Below are 17704 nucleotides of genomic sequence, written 5' to 3' on the forward strand. Positions count from 1 at the left end.
ACATTATTCTCCAAAAACTTCATGTCCGTTTTTTAAAGAATCCTGATTATCATTCATTACACTATGAAGCTTATCTTTTTGCAAAGGGAAATCTTCGAATAACCCGGATAAAGCCAATGCGGTATAAACCCTGTTGGAATATTTATTTCCGATTGCCACAATCGTTACTTTTGAATTAAGTAAATGGGCAAAAACAGAATTCGTTCCATGCCACCATCCGTTATGATAGGTCAACTTCTCACCATTGTCAAAGATCTTCATCCTGAAACCTAATCCATAATTGTTCATTCCCGCTTTTTCATTACTGTAAGGGGTGAAAACCATCTGCATCAATTCTGGTTTCAGAAAATCTTTAGAATACATTGCTTTAGAAAAGTTAAAAAGATCTCTTGGCGTAGTATATACGTTTTTATCTCCGTAAATAAGATCAAGCCTGTCTAAAGGATATAGCTTACCACGTCCGTAGTAAAAAGACTGTGCTGCTGTTGGAATATCTTTCTCCTGAAAAATATAGGTATTTTTCATCTTTAATGGTGCAAAGACCATCTCTTTCATTGCCTGAGGAAAAGGAGTCTTCGTTATTTTTTCTATTAACAGTGCCAGCAGAGCAAAGTTGGTATTACAATACATAAACCCTGTATTCGTATCTCTTGCCAATTCAGGTTTATATCTGATGATCATATCTAATACATCCTGATTGGTAATAAATGCTTTTGATAGTTCGGCAGGAGCCGGCTGGATCTTAGTAATAAAGTATTCATACTTCGGAAGACCACTTCTCTGTGATAATAAGTTTTGAACAGTAACATTAGGATATGGAAATCCCGGGAAATATTGTGTTAGATGATCTGTTAGTTTTATTTTACCCGCTTCAATCAATTTCATCATGGCCATTGCCGTCATTGTTTTTGAAACTGATGCGACATGCAAAGGTGTATTTTTATCGATAGGCATTTGATTCCCTTCCCTTCCGAATCCTCTGTAATTTTCGTATAGGATATCGTCCCCTTTAGCTACCAATATTCCACCACTTAAATCACCTGCGTCCCATACCTTTTTGTAATACTGATCGATATACTGAACCAAAGAAGCCTTATCAGAAAGCTGATCATCTGCTTTTGTAAACACCTTGCTCAGATCCACATTTCCATAATTGGGAAGATTGGTAACATTTTCAGTTACAGACTCTTTAATTTCGGATTTTTTCTTACAGGAAAACAGGAATGCAAAAACAGCTAAAACAAGGATAATATTGTGCTTCTTCATGAGTATCAAAAATGAGTGGCAATTTAATAAAACTCAAAATAAATAATGAGGGGAGCGTATAAATTATGAATTATTTAACACAAAATAGGGAAAGAGAGAAAAGGATGATCGGTGAAAAGGCTAAATGGCGAAAGAGCGGAAGCGTAAAAGCGTTAATTGGCAGATTTGTAAAATCGCGAATTCGCTGATTCGGAGATGGGCAAAAATGCAGAACGGCTGTACGAGAAAATTTCAATTACAAATAATTTTTAAAATTGTAATATGAAAGCGAATCCTAAACCTCAAAAAAAGCAATTCACCATTCAGCGGTTTTGCCGTTTCGCCTTTACAGAATCATAAAAATATTGAAATACAGAATACTCTGAAAACCACAACTCCAAAGCGAATCCTCAATCTCAAAAAAAGCAATTTCACCATTCAGCGGTTTTGCAGTTTCACAATCTTAGAATTTTATCCACAATTACCTGTGCCAGCTTCTCCTTACTCTGATGAGTCCATCCTGCGATATGTGGTGTTACAAGTACCTTTTCGGATTCCAAAAGATATTGAAGATCTTCATTTTCTCCTATTTCTAAATTTTCGAAAGAAGACTTTTCATATTCAAGAACATCAAGACAGGCACCCTTTATTTTTCCAGCCTTCAACGCCTCAACTAGGCTTTTAGTTTCAATATTTTTTCCTCTTGCAGTATTTACAAAATAGAAATCGTTTTTCATATCAGAAATAAACGGACCGTCGACCAGATAATAAGATTGATCGGTTAAAGGAATATGTAAGCTTAAAACCTCAGCTTGCTCTTGCAGTTCTTTTAAAGAAACCTGTGTTCCATATTCATCAGAAAGACCTAGTAAAATATCATGGAAAATTACTTTACAGCCGAACCCTGAAAGTCTTTTTGCCGTAGCTTTTCCCATGTTTCCATAACCAATTAAACCCACTGTTTTTCCAAGCAATTCATCCCCTCTGTTTTCTTCACGCAACCAAATTCCATTTTTCACTTCCTGAGAAGCAATAAAAAGGCGATGCATCAAAATCAATAGCATTCCCACAACATGTTCAGCTACTGAATCTCTATTTCCTTCCGGAGAATTGATCAATTGAATTTCTAACTTTTCCGCAACGGGAATATCAATATTTTCCATCCCGGCTCCGACCCTTGCAATAAATTTCAGGTTTTTTCCTTTTTCAAGAAAGTTTTTATCCAAAGGAATTCTGCTTCTTATAATGACACCATCGTAGTGGTGTATTTTATGGCAAACCTCATCATAAGAAGACGTGAAGTCCTCTTCTAAAATAAAGTTTTTTGCTAGAAGCTGCTCTGTAATTAGGGGATGGTTTTTATCTAAAAGGAGGATTTTCATTATATTAAAAGCTATGAGAGTTTAAACACTAATGACACAAATTTTCTTCACAAATATCACAAATTAAAATTATAATGTTCCGTTAATTACTCTTTTAACTCCATTTTTAAAATGTAGACTATTGAAATTCATCAGCATTCCTAACTTACAATTACTTAATCGAAGATAAGTAAGGATCTGTGCCAGATGAATATCATGTAGTGACTCCACTGATTTTATTTCTAGAACAAATTTATTTTCAATTAAAAAATCCAGTCTATATCCGACGTCTAGCTTTATTTCATCATAAATCAAAGGCATTGGTTTTTGCTTTTCAATAAATAGTCCATGCTTCTTAAGCTCATAAAATATGCACTCTTCGTAAGCACTTTCCAACAGTCCTGGACCTAAGCTTTTATGAACTAAATACCCAGACTCATATACGATTCTAGATATTTCATTCTCTGAAACATCTGCTTTCATAATTTTTCCATCTTAAAAATAAACACCAATGACACAAACATTTTCATTAATAACTCGAATTAATTTGTGAAAATTTGTGCTATTATCCGTGTTATTTGTGTTTATTTTGGTTCCTGGAATAATTTCTTAAGTTCCACAGATTCCAAAGGTTTCATTCTACCGGAAAGAATTAATGAAAGTTCTTTTCTACGGAAAGCTGCTGCAAATCTTTCTTTTTCCTCTTCAGTTTCAGGAATCATTTCCGGGATCGGGATCGGGCGGTTAAATTCATCTACAGCAACGAAAGTATAAATCCCTTCATTGGTATGAATTTTTTTCTGATTAATCGGATCGTCTAACCAAACATCTACATACACCTCCATAGAAGTAGAAAATGCTCTTGAAACTTTTGATTCCAGAATTACAATACCTCCTTCAGGAATCGGATGATTAAAAGAAACATGGTTCACCGATGCTGTCACCACTCTTCTCTCGCAATGTCTTGCTGCAGAAATTGATGCACAACGATCCATTTTTGCTAAAAGCTCACCGCCAAAAAGGTTTCTTAAAGAGTTTGTTTCATTCGGAAGAACGATATTCGTCATAATTGTCAGAGAATCTGACGCTTTTTTTATTTTTTTTGCCATGTTGCCTTAGTGTTATTTTGAGTGGCTTTAGGATGAACAGCTTTTGCAGCTGGTTTTATTAACGAATCTTTTTTTAAAGAATCTGAAATTTTCATCTGAGCAGAATCTTTTTTAACTTTTACGGTATCCTTTTCTATCCTTCTTGTTTTAGTTTGCACTGAAACAGTATCGAAAGATTTTTTACCGAATAAAAGTTCCTGCTGCGTAAAAGCAATGTAAACTATACCCAGAACCGGAATGATGAAAAGAAAAATCCAAAGAATTGATTTGTTGAACTTATAATCTTTATCCGTTTCTTCAGAGTTTGTTGATTTTGATGTATTGCTTATATCTGATAGCTTAATTTCTTCCAATCCATAATAATCAGGATGATTGAATTCCAATCTGTTTCCTTTAAAGTGGGTTTCCCCATCTTCGATAAAAATAGTACCTAGGTTTTGAATTTCTAAAGTATGATCTGCCTGAAGTTTCTTTTTCCAAAAATCGGTCTGAATCTGTAATTCATTTTGAGCAGATTCCACTGAAATTTGTTTTTGATTACTTATAAAAGAGATCAGTTCTCCGGATTCCAACTCATAATCAGAAGCAAATGCAATCTGACTGGAGGGCGGAAGGATACTGCCATTTTCAGAATTAATGATTGCTTTAGAGTTCTCTAAAGAAAACACACCAAAAGCTGGAACTGTTACAGTTCCAAATTGTTTCAGATATTCTAGAATGTAAGCTGAAATATTCATTTGGCAGCAAATTTATAACTTTTTCAGGACTTTTAGGGACATTTATTTGTATAAAAAAAGACTGCATAAGCAGTCTTACAATCTATAATTTCAGGTTTAAATATATTTTTTACCTATTTGAAAATAAATACCTGTTATTTTTGCATTATCCTTATTGAATTTTCCAACTTATTCCAAACATAAAATTCGTTCCTGCTTGTGAAAAATAATAAGGATCACTTCCATAAACAGCACCATTGTTTACATATTTTTTATTGAAAATATTGTTCACCAACAACTTTAAAGCAATATCATTGTTTAAAATCTTAAATTGATACTGTGCATTAAAGTCAGTAAGAAGATAATCTTTTAGCTGTAAATTCTGATCTTCAGTATTATCCAGGTACTGTTTTCCTACATATTGATTCATCAAAGAAAACTGGAAATTTTTATTAGGATTAAACTTCAAACCTAAATTAGCAATAACATCCGGAGAGAATGAAATTTGCGTATTCCCAAGCTCTTTAACCACTGTTTTGCCCTCTATTTTGAAATCCTGATTTCTGTTTTGACTTAAACTAACATTCCCTGAAATCTCCCATTGTTTTGAAACCTTGGCCACAGCTCCGATTTCAACCCCTCTTCTGTAACTTTCACCGGAATTTGTTCTGATAAACGCTCCTACATTGTTGAGCTCTCCATTTAAAACCAACTGATTTACATAATACATATAGTACAGATTAGCGGTTAAAGAAACTATTCCAACCTGTTTCTCAAATCCGGCTTCAAAATCATGAAGCTTTTCTGCCTTCACATTATTATCCGCAATAAGGTCATCTCTATTAGGCTCACGTTGAGCATGGGCATAGGATAAGAATATTTTCCCGTTTCCGATTCTATAGTTAATACCGGCTTTAGGATTAAAGAACAACCAGTTCTTCTTGATATTAGCTCCTTCACCATCACCTGCCAATATGATCTTCGTATCATAATCTATGTTTCTCAATTGCAAGTCACCAAAGAACTCAAAATCATTTACTCTGTACAATGCCTTAGCAAATCCTGCCACTTCATTCTTTACAGATCGTCCCCTATAATATTCATGTTCATCAATAGGATAAAAAACACCAGTTACATTTCCATAATGTCTTCCATAATATTGATTGGCTACTGCGCCAAAGTTAAGGTCAAGGTTTTCATATTTTCCATATAATGTTGAAACAATTCCATAGAAATCATTGTTCAACCATTTCTTTCTGATAAAATCCGAGTCTTTGATCAACTGTCCGCCATCTAAAATATCCGGCAAATTGTACCTTGAAAAAGGATCACCTTGCTTATAATTTTCGTAATACCCTTTTCCTTTGGTATAATGCAAAGTCGTTTCTAAATTCCAATGATCATTAAACCCTTGTTCCCATAATAACTGATAATGGTTTTGCCTGTAATTATCAGTTTCATTATTATAAAAACTTGTAATATTTCCATCAGTCCCATAGATAGCACCCGAGTAGTTGAATTTAGGATCAGTTTCCCAGGTCTTTCGGTCTATCCCATTCCAGGCCTGATATGTTTTCTCCTTTCCTCCGAAAGCCATTAAACGGATTCTCGTTTTCCCTTCTTCAAATAAAGCCGTAAAATTATAGGAATCTAATCTCGAAGAAGCTCTGTCAATATATCCGTCAGAACTAATATGGGTATACCTTCCCATTAAAGAGAGACGATTGTTCCAGAATTTTCCGGAACCTACCTCAGCAGAATATTTATAAGTACTGAATGACCCATAACTATCATCTGTTTTTACATAAAATTTATCTTCCGGATCTTTGGAAATAACATTGATACTAGCTCCAAAAGCAGAAACTCCGTTATTGGACGTCCCAACTCCCCTCTGAATCACAATCTGCGATGCTGAACTTGTCAGATCCGGAACATTCACAAAAAAAGTCCCCTGACTCTCAGAATCATTGAAAGGCACCCCATTCATCATCACATTAATTCCTCTACCAGCAACACCGCGAATCCGGAAACCTGTATACCCAACTCCATTTCCAGCATCTGAAGTTGAAATTACAGAGGTCTGATTTTTTAAAAGTATTGGTAAATCCTGTCCTAGATTTCTACTATCGAGATCTTTCTGAACATTAATTATTTCCTTGGCAACGGGAAGTCTTTTGGTAAAGTTGACAGCCTCAATTTCCTTAATTTTTAAGGAGTCTGGATTTTGGTTTTGCGCAAAACCCAATGAGCTTGCAGTAAGCCCTAAAAAAATAATCCTTTCATTCTATAAATATTAAAATTTAATGAATAAAAGGGGATCGATAAGATATTATACAATTCCGGTACAAAACCGAAGCGTCCCTAAACAGCATTACCTGTTCCAGGTTCATTGGGTATCATCTCAGCCTATAAAAGCACCCCTTTATTTCAGCCGCGAAATTACGAAAAATATATGATATGGGGTACGAGGTTCGGGATGCAGAGTTATAGGATGCGAGATTCGGGATACGGGGTGCCAGATAAGGGATCGTGTTATTTAATATAGAGATAAAAAATAACAGTTATCCGCAGAATGTAGACAATTCATATCTCGAGACTTCAAACTCTAAACTCGTATCTCGAATCCCGGAACTCGAAACTCGCATCTCGAACCTCCCCTAATACGCTTTATTCTTCGAATCAATATAATAGTAAGTAGTCCCATCCTTCGTCACCTCAAACATTTTCCCCAGCTTCCAGCTGAAGTTTCTTTTGATATTGGAATACTCGAAAGGGATAATGATCTTGTTGTGTACATCGATTACACCAAATCTATCATTATGAGATGCTACGATCATAGGGTCCGATACATCATCTCCTTCCATGATATGCAGATATTCATATTGAGGATAAATCTGATAATCTCTGTAATCAGCTGCATTTACAAATTTTGAAGGTTCAATAATTCCGTAGAAACCATTCAAAATATAAGCCTGATATTGCTGTTGTTTAAATTCGATCTTGCATTTTCCCAAATCAGGATTTTTGTATTGGTAAACTCTTTTTCCTGACTGATCTATTCTATAGGAAATTAAATCTTTTTCAACAGTAGCATACTCTTTTGTCCCAAACTTCCTGATTTTCTCATTCGGAGAATTCAACAAATTACAATCTTCCGCAAAAAATACAGCAATGTGATATTCAGGTTGTATAATAAACTTTCCTTTTTGGTTGACATAGCCAAACTTCCCATCTTTTTTTTGAGGAATAAGTACAGGAACTTCTTCATTAATCACAACCAGATCAGGATTGACTTTAGGTTCCACTTTCTTTTTCACAACTGTTTTCACAGCCTTTTTAGTAGGATATTTTTTCACAGATTTGGTCTGTGAAAAAACAAAAATCGAAATAAAGAGAGACAAAAGCCCCATTGTGTTTTTCATTTTCATCATTCTTTTTGCAAAAGTACAGCCAAAATAGAAAATATAAAAATCATATTTATAAAGAATCTAAATAAATTCATCTTCATAAAATACTAAAAATTCGTATTTTTGGGATCATTTTTAAAAGTTTGATAATTTTAAAAACATTTTTGCGATATTGACAGGTTCAAAAAACGTACAAATGTTATCCAAAGGGAGTTTTTGGCAAGACAGATCACGGGTAAGCCACTTACACTTTCAGAGAAAGTTCTTTACACTCACTCCTTGAACAGGATATTATCTTACAATTTTAAACGAGGTGTAGATTATACCGGCTTTACACCAGTCCGTATTGCGTATCAAAATGCGATAACTTCAAATAGCATTACATTTTTACAGACTGGAAAAGAAAAGAGCAGTATTAATGACTGTTTTTAATCTACCTATAACATTTAAAAGACTTCTATATGAATATTTATAAGGATTACATTAAAGAGATTGAAGAAAGAAAAAACCAGGGGCTTCATCCAAAGCCAATTGATGGTGCTGAATTATTAAGTGAGATCATTTCACAAATTAAAGATTCAGGTAATGCAGACCGATCGGATTCTCTTAAATTCTTCATTTATAACACCCTGCCAGGAACAACAAGTGCAGCGGGTGTAAAAGCTAAATTTTTAAAAGAAATCATTCTGGGTGAATCTGTAGTAGAAGAAATATCTCCAGCTTATGCCTTTGAATTATTATCACACATGAAAGGAGGTCCTTCCATTGAAGTACTTCTTGATCTTGCTTTGGGTAATGATATTTCTATTGCTAAAGAAGCAGCCAATGTTCTTAAGACACAGGTTTTCCTTTATGAGGCGGATACTAATCGTTTAAAGGAAGCATTCAATAGCGGTAATGAAATCGCACAGGAAATTGTTGAAAGTTATGCAAAAGCTGAGTTCTTTACGAAACTTCCGGAAGTTGCTGAAGAAATCAAAGTGGTTACCTATATTGCTGGTGAGGGGGATATCTCAACCGATTTACTTTCTCCGGGTAATCAGGCTCACTCAAGATCAGACCGTGAGCTCCATGGAAAATGTATGATCACTCCTCAGGCTCAGGAAGAAATTAAAGCTCTTCAGGCACAACACCCTGACAAAAGTGTTATGCTTATTGCAGAAAAAGGCACAATGGGTGTAGGATCATCAAGAATGTCAGGGGTAAATAACGTGGCTTTATGGACTGGTAAGCAAGCAAGCCCATATATTCCTTTCGTAAATATAGCTCCAATTGTCGGAGGTACTAATGGTATTTCTCCGATTTTCCTTACGACAGTAGACGTTACCGGAGGTATTGGTCTTGACCTTAAAAACTGGGTGAAAAAGCTGGATGAAAATGGAAATCCTATCCGTAATGAAAACGGGGACATTGTTCTTGAGGAAGCTTATTCTGTTGCAACAGGAACCGTTCTTACGATTAATACAAAAACAAAGAAATTATATAATGGTGATCAGGAACTGATTGACATTTCTAAAGCATTTACTCCTCAAAAAGTAGAATTTATAAAAGCTGGTGGATCGTATGCCATTGTGTTTGGTAAAAAACTTCAAACATTTGCAGCAAAACTTTTAGGAATAGAAGCACCAACTGTTTTTGCTCCATCAAAAGAGATTTCTCATGAAGGGCAAGGCCTTACAGCGGTAGAGAAAATATTCAACAGAAATGCTGTTGGTACCGCACCAGGAAAAGTTTTACACGCAGGATCAGATGTTCGTGTGGAAGTTAATATCGTTGGCTCACAGGATACAACAGGTCTTATGACTGCTCAGGAACTTGAATCGATGGCTGCAACTGTGATTTCACCAATTGTGGACGGTGCTTATCAATCAGGTTGCCATACTGCTTCTGTATGGGATAAGAAAGCTCAGGCAAACATTCCAAAACTAATGAAGTTCATGAACGATTTCGGTTTGATCACTGCACGTGACCCGAAAGGTGAATATCACGCAATGACGGATGTTATTCACAAAGTTCTTAACGATATAACTATTGACGAATGGGCGATCATCATCGGTGGTGACTCTCATACAAGAATGTCTAAAGGAGTTGCTTTCGGAGCTGACTCGGGAACAGTTGCTCTTGCATTAGCTACAGGAGAGGCTTCAATGCCAATTCCTGAATCTGTGAAAGTAACGTTCAAAGGAGACATGAAAGAACACATGGATTTCCGTGATGTCGTTCATGCTACACAGGCTCAGATGCTTAAACAATTTGGTGGAGAGAATGTTTTCCAGGGTAGAATTATTGAGGTTCACATTGGAACACTTCCTGCTGACCAGGCATTTACATTCACTGACTGGACCGCGGAAATGAAGGCAAAAGCTTCTATCAATATCTCTGAGGATAATACTTTGATCGAATCACTGGAAATTGCAAAAGGAAGAATTAAAATTATGATTGACAAAGGAATGGATAATCATAATCAGGTTCTTCAGGGATTAATTGATAAAGCTAACAAAAGAATTGCTGAGATCAGATCAGGTGAAAAACCAGCTTTGACTCCGGATTCCAATGCGAAATATTATGCTGAAGTAGTTGTTGATCTTGATGTAATCGTAGAACCTATGATTGCAGATCCGGATGTAAATAATGATGATGTTTCAAAAAGATATACACACGATACCATCAGAGCTCTTTCTTATTATGGAGGTGAGAAAAAAGTAGATCTAGGTTTCGTTGGATCTTGTATGGTTCACAAAGGTGACTTGAAGATCGTTTCTCAAATGCTTAAAAACATTGAAAGACAACAAGGCAAAGTTGAGTTTAATGCACCACTTGTAGTGGCTGCACCTACTTACAACATCATCGATGAATTAAAAGCGGAAGGAGACTGGGAATTTTTAGAAAAATACTCCGGCTTTGAATTTGATGATAATGCTCCAAAAGGGGAAGCTCGTGTGGAATATAAAAACATGATGTACCTTGAGCGTCCTGGGTGTAACCTTTGTATGGGTAATCAGGAAAAAGCAGAAAAAGGAGATACTGTTCTGGCAACTTCTACCCGACTTTTCCAGGGAAGAGTGGTTGAAGATTCTGAACGTAAAAAAGGAGAATCTCTACTTGCTTCAACTCCGGTTGTCGTACTTTCTGCGATCATTGGAAGAATTCCTAACATTGAAGAATATAAAGCTGCAGTGGAAGGTATTGACCTTACTAAATTTGCTCCGCCTATTAAAGAGCTAGTTCAGGTTGGTCATTAACAAAATTAATTAAAGAATAAGTCGAAAGACTTTTTACATTATAAAAGAAAGATTTTAGTCCATTGGATTTAAAATCTTTCTTTTTTTTATTTAGAACCTTTCCATTTAAGAGTCAAAAGAACTATTTTAACCTATATCAACGATTCAAAAATTATTTTTTCCTTAACTTGATAGGTATTTAAAATGGTAACGATTCATCTTATTTATCCCTCTTTTAGATGGTAGGAATAGTATTTGATGAATTGCGTTTAAGGAATTTTTGCTCCTAATTTTTAAATTAAAGTCCAGAAAAAAATTATTGAAAAAAGAAAAATTAAAATAGATATGACTTTCGACATTGATATGATTAAAAAGGTGTACGAGCGTTACCCGAAAAGAATTGCTGCGGCAAGACAAATCGTGGGAAAACCTCTTACCCTGTCAGAAAAAATATTATACACTCACCTTTGGGAAGGAAATGCTACGGTAGCACATGAAAGAGGAAATTCTTATGTAGATTTCGCTCCGGACAGAGTAGCGATGCAGGATGCAACTGCGCAGATGGCACTTTTGCAATTTATGCAGGCTGGAAAAGCTAAAGTTGCTGTTCCTTCAACCGCTCATGCAGATCACCTGATCCAGGCAAGAGTAGGTGCAGAATCTGACTTACAGGAAGGAATCAACAAAAACTCTGAAGTTTTCAACTTCCTGAGCTCAGTTTGTGATAAATATGGAATCGGTTTCTGGAAACCGGGAGCTGGTATTATTCACCAGGTAGTATTAGAAAACTATGCATTCCCTGGAGGTATGATGATCGGTACCGATTCCCATACAGTAAACGCAGGCGGACTAGGTATGGTTGCTATCGGAGTGGGTGGCGCTGATGCTGTAGATGTAATGGCAGGAATGGCTTGGGAGCTTAAGATGCCTAAATTGATCGGTGTAAAATTAACCGGTAAAATGAGTGGCTGGACTTCTGCAAAAGATGTAATCTTAAAAGTTGCAGGAATCCTAACCGTAAAAGGAGGAACAGGATGTATCGTAGAATATTTCGGAGAAGGAGCAGTATCTCTTTCAGCAACTGGTAAAGGAACGATCTGTAACATGGGTGCTGAAATCGGGGCTACTACTTCGACTTTTGGATACGATGATTCCATGAGAAGATATTTAGCAGCTACAGGAAGACAGGATGTAGTAGACGCCGCTGATAAAATAGCAGAACACTTAACGGGTGATGCTGAAGTATATGCAAACCCTGAACAATATTTTGATCAGGTCATTGAAATCAACCTTTCCGAGTTGGCTCCACACTTAAATGGTCCTTTTACTCCGGATTTAGCAACTCCGGTTTCTGAATTCAGAGCTAAAGCTGAAGCTAACGGATGGCCATTAGAAGTTGAATGGGCTCTTATCGGTTCTTGTACCAACTCTTCTTATGAAGATTTATCAAGAGCAGCTTCTATTGTAGAAGATGCAGTAGCAAAAGGAGTAAAACCTAAAGCAATCTTAGGAATCAACCCTGGATCTGAGCAGGTAAAATTCACTGCAGAAAGAGACGGTTTCTTAAATTCTTTCAGAAAATTTGAAAATGCCAGAATCTTCACGAATGCTTGTGGACCTTGTATCGGGCAATGGGATAGAGAAGGCGCAGATAAAGGAGAGAAAAACTCTATTATCCACTCTTTCAACAGAAACTTTGCAAAAAGAGCAGATGGTAATCCAAATACTCATGCTTTTGTAGCTTCCCCAGAAATGGTAGCAGCAGTAGCAATTTCCGGAAGATTAGATTTTAACCCAATTACAGATACTTTAACTGCAGAAAACGGTGAACAAATAAAACTTGATGAACCAAAGGGATATGAATTACCGGCAAAAGGATTTGCAGTAGATGATAACGGATATCAAGCACCATCTGAAGACGGATCTTCAGTTGTAGTAAATGTAAATCCTACATCAGACAGACTACAGTTATTAGAAGAATTCCCTGCATGGGATGGAAAGAACATTACCGGAGCTAAAGTTTTAATTAAAGCTTTCGGAAAATGTACCACTGACCATATTTCTATGGCGGGACCATGGTTGAAATACAGAGGGCATCTTGACAATATTTCAAATAATATGTTGATCGGAGCTGTAAATGCTTATAATATGGAGACAAACCATGTTAAAAACGAATTAACTGGTGAATATGGTGAAGTTCCTGCTGTACAAAGAGCTTATAAAGCTGCAGGTATTCCTAGTATTGTTGTAGGAGACCAAAACTATGGTGAAGGTTCATCCAGAGAACACGCAGCAATGGAACCTAGACATCTTGGTGTAAAAGCCGTATTGGTAAAATCATTCGCAAGAATCCACGAAACCAACCTTAAAAAACAAGGGATGCTGGGATTAACTTTTGCTAATGAAGCTGATTATGATAAAATCTTAGAAGATGATACGGTTAACTTCTTAGACTTAGATCAGTTCGCTCCAGGAAAGCAGCTAACTTTAGAATTTGTACACGCTGATGGCACAAAAGATATCGTTATGGCTAACCATACTTACAATGATCAGCAGATCGAATGGTTTAAAGCTGGTTCTGCTCTTAATCTTATTAAGAAACAGGAAAACTAATATTATTGGTTTTCAAATTATAAATAAAAAAGCAACTTTAGTTTTTAAAGTTGCTTTTTTCATGCTACTCAGTTCAGCGATGTAACAAAATGACAAATTAAATTGTTTTAATAATATGAATAAAATAATTATGAAAACATTGATTTACTGTTTATTGCTATGCTCCTATCTGAACATTCAGGCCCAGAAAAAGCCATCAGATTATTTTCAAAATCCTAAGACCAAAGTATTAGTAGTTGGTTCGTTTCATTTCAATTATCCCAACCTTGATGCTCATAAAATAAAAAAAGAAGATCAGATTGATGTACTGTCTCCTAAAACAGCAAAAGAGGTAACTGAACTCGTCAATTACATCAAAAAATTCAAACCTACAAAAATTGCCATCGAAGCTGAACCAGAGTGGAATGCTAATCAAAAATTGAAGGAATATAATGATGGTAAATACAGAGATAAAAGAGATGAGCGTTATCAACTTGCTATGCGGATTGCCAATGAACTTAAGCTCAATGAGCTTTTCAGTGTAGATGCTTCTTCCATATTAGGAGATCTTATGCAGCAATTTGGCAAGACAGATTCTCTTTATTTTAAAAATCTTATTAAAGATTATGACTATAAAAGTGATGATCTTATCTCACAACAGTTTACTTCTTTCTATGATGGTTCTGAGCCTAAAAATTTTAAGTCTCTTTTTGAAACTTTTAAATACCTGAACAGTAAGGAATATCATCAGTATGGATATGGCGCATATCTGATTGGAGATTTTAAACTAAGAGAATATGATGGAGCAGATGTATTAGCCATGAATTGGTATGACAGAAACCTGAGGATATTTCGTAATATCCAAAAGATCCCTCACAATGATGAAGATAGGATTCTTGTGATTGTTGGAAATGGTCATGCTGCTGTATTAAGACAATTTCTAACCTATTCTCCGGAATATGAATTTATAGAGTTTTCTTCCCTAAAATAGTTCAGCCCTTCTTAAAATGCAAATCTCCCATTTTTATAAATAAAAAAAACAGAGACTTTTATCTCTGTTTTTTTATTCTTTTTTATTTTAGAATTTAAACTCTACCCTAGCAAATAAAAATCTTCCTCCAATACCATACTGCGATACCTGTCTGGAATACACAAACTGATTATCCGCAGTTAAAGAATTGATTAATGGGTTTTTAGAAGGCATTACATTGAATATATTATTACTCCCTACAGTCAATGAAACATTTTTACTGAAATCATATCCCACGGAAAGATCGGTTACAAAACGGTTATTCAAAACAAAATGTTCCTGACTTCCAGTCACTCCATCAAAATTGGCATCCAGTACATCAGCATCTGTTACCTTACCAAAGAAAGAGTTTCTTACCAAAACATTGAAAGCAGAAAATCTCAGGGCATTTGAAAGAGTCGCTTTTACACGAGGAACCGCTTCTTCAAAATAAATCCTGTTTGGCTCTGAAAAGTAGCTGTCTATCTGGCTTACCAATTTAGGAGAAGCATGAATGTCTCCAATTCTTTTAGTTTGGTTAAGATTCAATCCAAAATTATTTTCTAAACTAATCCCCGAACCTAGTTTCGTCGTTTGAGCAATCGTAAGATCTAATCCTTTGGTCTGTGAATCTATGGCATTGGCAAAAAAGTTCGCTGAACTTGCTCTTGCAAGATCAAAGGCATTTTGCAGAATTGCCTGATCAGATCCTGGAGTAAAGGTTCCTTCCGGACGGGAAAACAAATCCGTCAATACTACTCTATCCTTAATTTTAATATAATATACATCAGCAGTAACAACCAGGTTCAGTTTTGGAACTTTCCAGGTAATCCCCGTGCTATAAGATTGTGATGTCTCTTGTTTTAATTTTGGGATTCCAAGAGCTTGTGCTGCTTCAGAATTGTTTCTAAAAGTTCCTACCTGAGTAGTATTTCCTTGTTGGATCAGCGTAGAAGTCGAACTGTAGTAGATCTGAGCCAAAGATGGAGCTCTGAAGCCAGTAGAAATGGCACCCCTCCAATTGAAATTATCAACCAGCCTTACATTGGTCGCAAATTTATAATTGAAGGTTGATCCAAAGTCAGAATAGTTTTCAAACCTTAGCGCTCCTTCTACCAACCACCAATCGGTTGGCTCCAGTTCAACATCAAGATATCCTGCAACACTATTTCTATTCCCGGAAACTGCATTATCAGGACTGAAACCAGGGAATACCTGCGATCCTGCCGGTCTTGTAACTCCAAAGAAGTCATTTACCAATTCATCTTTAGGGGTGCTGGTCGTTACCACATTTCCATAAATATCATAAGAGGCATATGAGTTTTCTTTACCTGCATTTATTTTATAATTCTCATAACGGTATTCCCCTCCAAATGCTACATTTAACCCGTGTAGTACATCATATTTTTTCGATAGATCAAGGTTAACTGTATTTTGTAAAAATTCTGATCCACCAGCTTTAAAGGTGCGCGGTGAATTGTTTACCAGAGAAGAATTGAATGTATTCACCACACCAAAATCAAATGTATTCTTACCAAAAGTATTACTCAAATCTATATTCCAATCATTCCATTTCCCTTTAATACCCGCCGCATAAGAATAGTCATTGATCGTAGATTCGATCTGAGGCAAATATCCGTTGGGAGTAATAAAATTGACATTTCTCTCTGTATTGGGTAAACGGTAAAAGCCTCCTGCATTTCCCGATCTATAGCTATACCCACCAAAAGAATAAATTTTCCAATCATCATTAATAGGAAGTTCCGAATTGTAATAGATTTGTGCTGATTGAAGTTTAGACTGTCCTGCTCTAATACTGAAATCTTTTCGTTCCAACCCTCTATAAGCAAGTTCACTATTAGTGACATCTCCGCTTAGTAACCCCTGTAATGTTGAAATGCTATTTGCGTTCGAAATGTCACTTTGCAACTGGGATGAAAAATAATTTACTTTTGTTGCATACTGCTTGATTGTATTAATAATCTGCTGGCTATTTGGAGTATTATTTATATTCTTATACAATCCATCTATATCTACTCCATCTTGTGCTGCCCTGTAATTGATCGCATTATAGGCATTATAAATATCTCCGTTTCTCACACCAGCCCTCGAGTAAGGATCGCGAAATTGTGTAGAGGTGGTGATATTAAAAAACCCCTGTTTTCCTAATTTAAAGCCATAATTAAGGTCTAATGAAATGGTTTCTCCATCCAGTCCACCAGAAAAATTATTTGTAACCGGTGAGGCATATCCTCCTAGAAATAGCTGACCTGAAAATCCCAGCCTCTTTTTAAGCCCTAAATTCACTACTCCGGCAATCGCGTCAGATCCATATTGTGCTGAAGCTCCATCTCTTAAAACTTCAATTTTATCTAAAGCAAACGTAGGAATGGCATTAAGGTCTGTTCCTACAGAGCCTCTTCCCGGAGTAAGCGTTACATTGATCAGTGAAGACTGATGTCTCCTTTTTCCATTCAGCAAAACTAAAACCTGGTCAGGACCTAATCCCCTTAATTGGGCAGGGTCTACAAAGTCTGTCCCATCATTTACAGTATGTGATGTCGAAGAAAAAGAAGGGACAATATAATTAAGTGCCTGACTAATATTATTGACAGGACTTTGTTTCAGTATTTTTGAGATATTGATGACATCCACAGGAACCGGAGTATCTGTTAATGATCTACCGGATCCTCTTGATCCCAACAGAACAACCTCATCTATTTTTTTAGATTTTATAGTATCTGACTGTGCATAGTAGAATGTCGAAATAAGTGTTGCTGAAGTGATAATACTTCTATGTTTGAAATTGCGCATGTGTTTTATTTTAAATTTTTGTATTAATAATTAGCTGCTTAAAACTTTTAAGCAATAGAAATCCCCTAACCCAGACATTCGAGGTTAAAAAAAGGAAAACGATAAACGGTTTTATTAGTTAAAAGAAACTGGAAGCTAAGAACAGCAACACATACACATCACGTAATGGCATGAGTAATTATAAGAATAACGAAGCCTTGCCTCAGTATTCGAAAGACAAAAAGTCAAAT

The 17704-nt window shown here is 35.9% G+C and carries 11 protein-coding genes; 3 read left to right on the forward strand and 8 right to left on the reverse strand.

Annotated features, from left to right (window positions below; genetic code table 11):
* Positions 1-3: 3 nt before the first annotated feature.
* The 7 genes from CEY12_RS13030 to CEY12_RS13060 form a co-directional block, all read right to left on the reverse strand.
* On the reverse strand, positions 4-1266 hold the full coding sequence (locus tag CEY12_RS13030; protein WP_089028097.1) for a serine hydrolase domain-containing protein: 1263 nt from the start codon (positions 1264-1266) through the stop codon (positions 4-6).
* 434 nt (positions 1267-1700) lie between these two features.
* On the reverse strand, positions 1701-2627 hold the full coding sequence (locus CEY12_RS13035; protein WP_089028098.1) for a 2-hydroxyacid dehydrogenase: 927 nt from the start codon (positions 2625-2627) through the stop codon (positions 1701-1703).
* Positions 2628-2696: 69 nt separating this feature from the next.
* Complete coding sequence (locus tag CEY12_RS13040) at positions 2697-3089, reverse strand: GxxExxY protein (protein WP_089028099.1); 393 nt, start codon at positions 3087-3089, stop codon at positions 2697-2699.
* Positions 3090-3190: 101 nt separating this feature from the next.
* Complete coding sequence (locus CEY12_RS13045) at positions 3191-3715, reverse strand: acyl-CoA thioesterase (RefSeq protein ID WP_089028100.1); 525 nt, start codon at positions 3713-3715, stop codon at positions 3191-3193.
* Positions 3700-4452 carry a hypothetical protein gene (locus tag CEY12_RS13050; RefSeq protein WP_089028101.1) on the reverse strand — a complete coding sequence of 251 codons (753 nt, stop codon included), beginning with the start codon at positions 4450-4452 and terminating at the stop codon, positions 3700-3702. The genes CEY12_RS13045 and CEY12_RS13050 overlap by 16 nt, the downstream gene beginning before the upstream one ends.
* 151 nt (positions 4453-4603) lie before the next feature.
* Entirely contained in the window at positions 4604-6676 is a 2073-nt protein-coding gene (locus CEY12_RS13055; protein WP_228409695.1) for a TonB-dependent receptor, read from the reverse strand.
* Positions 6677-7088: 412 nt separating this feature from the next.
* The gene (locus CEY12_RS13060) at positions 7089-7853 is read right to left on the reverse strand and encodes a WG repeat-containing protein (RefSeq protein WP_089028103.1); all 765 of its coding nucleotides are present in this window, start codon (positions 7851-7853) and stop codon (positions 7089-7091) included.
* 446 nt (positions 7854-8299) lie between these two features.
* Between CEY12_RS13060 and CEY12_RS13065 the strand changes: the two genes are divergently transcribed.
* The 3 genes from CEY12_RS13065 (at position 8300) to CEY12_RS13075 (ending at position 14642) form a co-directional block, all read left to right on the forward strand.
* The gene (locus CEY12_RS13065; RefSeq protein ID WP_089028104.1) at positions 8300-11080 is read left to right on the forward strand and encodes a bifunctional aconitate hydratase 2/2-methylisocitrate dehydratase; all 2781 of its coding nucleotides are present in this window, start codon (positions 8300-8302) and stop codon (positions 11078-11080) included.
* Positions 11081-11404: 324 nt separating this feature from the next.
* Positions 11405-13672, forward strand: coding sequence for an aconitate hydratase (locus CEY12_RS13070; RefSeq protein ID WP_089028105.1), 2268 nt, complete (start codon positions 11405-11407; stop codon positions 13670-13672).
* A gap of 130 nt (positions 13673-13802) precedes the next feature.
* The gene (locus CEY12_RS13075) at positions 13803-14642 is read left to right on the forward strand and encodes a DUF5694 domain-containing protein (RefSeq protein WP_089028106.1); all 840 of its coding nucleotides are present in this window, start codon (positions 13803-13805) and stop codon (positions 14640-14642) included.
* A gap of 87 nt (positions 14643-14729) precedes the next feature.
* Here CEY12_RS13075 and CEY12_RS13080 read toward each other — a convergent pair whose 3' ends face one another.
* The gene (locus tag CEY12_RS13080) at positions 14730-17474 is read right to left on the reverse strand and encodes a TonB-dependent receptor plug domain-containing protein (protein ID WP_089028107.1); all 2745 of its coding nucleotides are present in this window, start codon (positions 17472-17474) and stop codon (positions 14730-14732) included.
* Positions 17475-17704: the final 230 nt, after the last annotated feature.

Origin of the sequence: Chryseobacterium sp. T16E-39 (assembly GCF_002216065.1) — a bacterium.
Taxonomy (GTDB): Bacteria; Bacteroidota; Bacteroidia; order Flavobacteriales; family Weeksellaceae; genus Chryseobacterium.

Excerpts from the sequence above, each read along its gene's own strand:
- CEY12_RS13060 (WP_089028103.1), bottom strand. The coding sequence starts at position 7,853 with ATGAAAAACACAATGGGGCTTTTGTCTCTCTTTATTTCGATTTTTGTT.
- CEY12_RS13030 (WP_089028097.1), bottom strand. The coding sequence starts at position 1,266 with ATGAAGAAGCACAATATTATCCTTGTTTTAGCTGTTTTTGCATTCCTG.
- CEY12_RS13080 (WP_089028107.1), bottom strand. The coding sequence starts at position 17,474 with ATGCGCAATTTCAAACATAGAAGTATTATCACTTCAGCAACACTTATT.
- CEY12_RS13045 (WP_089028100.1), bottom strand. The coding sequence starts at position 3,715 with ATGGCAAAAAAAATAAAAAAAGCGTCAGATTCTCTGACAATTATGACG.
- CEY12_RS13070 (WP_089028105.1), top strand. The coding sequence starts at position 11,405 with ATGACTTTCGACATTGATATGATTAAAAAGGTGTACGAGCGTTACCCG.
- CEY12_RS13035 (WP_089028098.1), bottom strand. The coding sequence starts at position 2,627 with ATGAAAATCCTCCTTTTAGATAAAAACCATCCCCTAATTACAGAGCAG.
- CEY12_RS13040 (WP_089028099.1), bottom strand. The coding sequence starts at position 3,089 with ATGAAAGCAGATGTTTCAGAGAATGAAATATCTAGAATCGTATATGAG.
- CEY12_RS13075 (WP_089028106.1), top strand. The coding sequence starts at position 13,803 with ATGAAAACATTGATTTACTGTTTATTGCTATGCTCCTATCTGAACATT.
- CEY12_RS13065 (WP_089028104.1), top strand. The coding sequence starts at position 8,300 with ATGAATATTTATAAGGATTACATTAAAGAGATTGAAGAAAGAAAAAAC.
- CEY12_RS13050 (WP_089028101.1), bottom strand. The coding sequence starts at position 4,452 with ATGAATATTTCAGCTTACATTCTAGAATATCTGAAACAATTTGGAACT.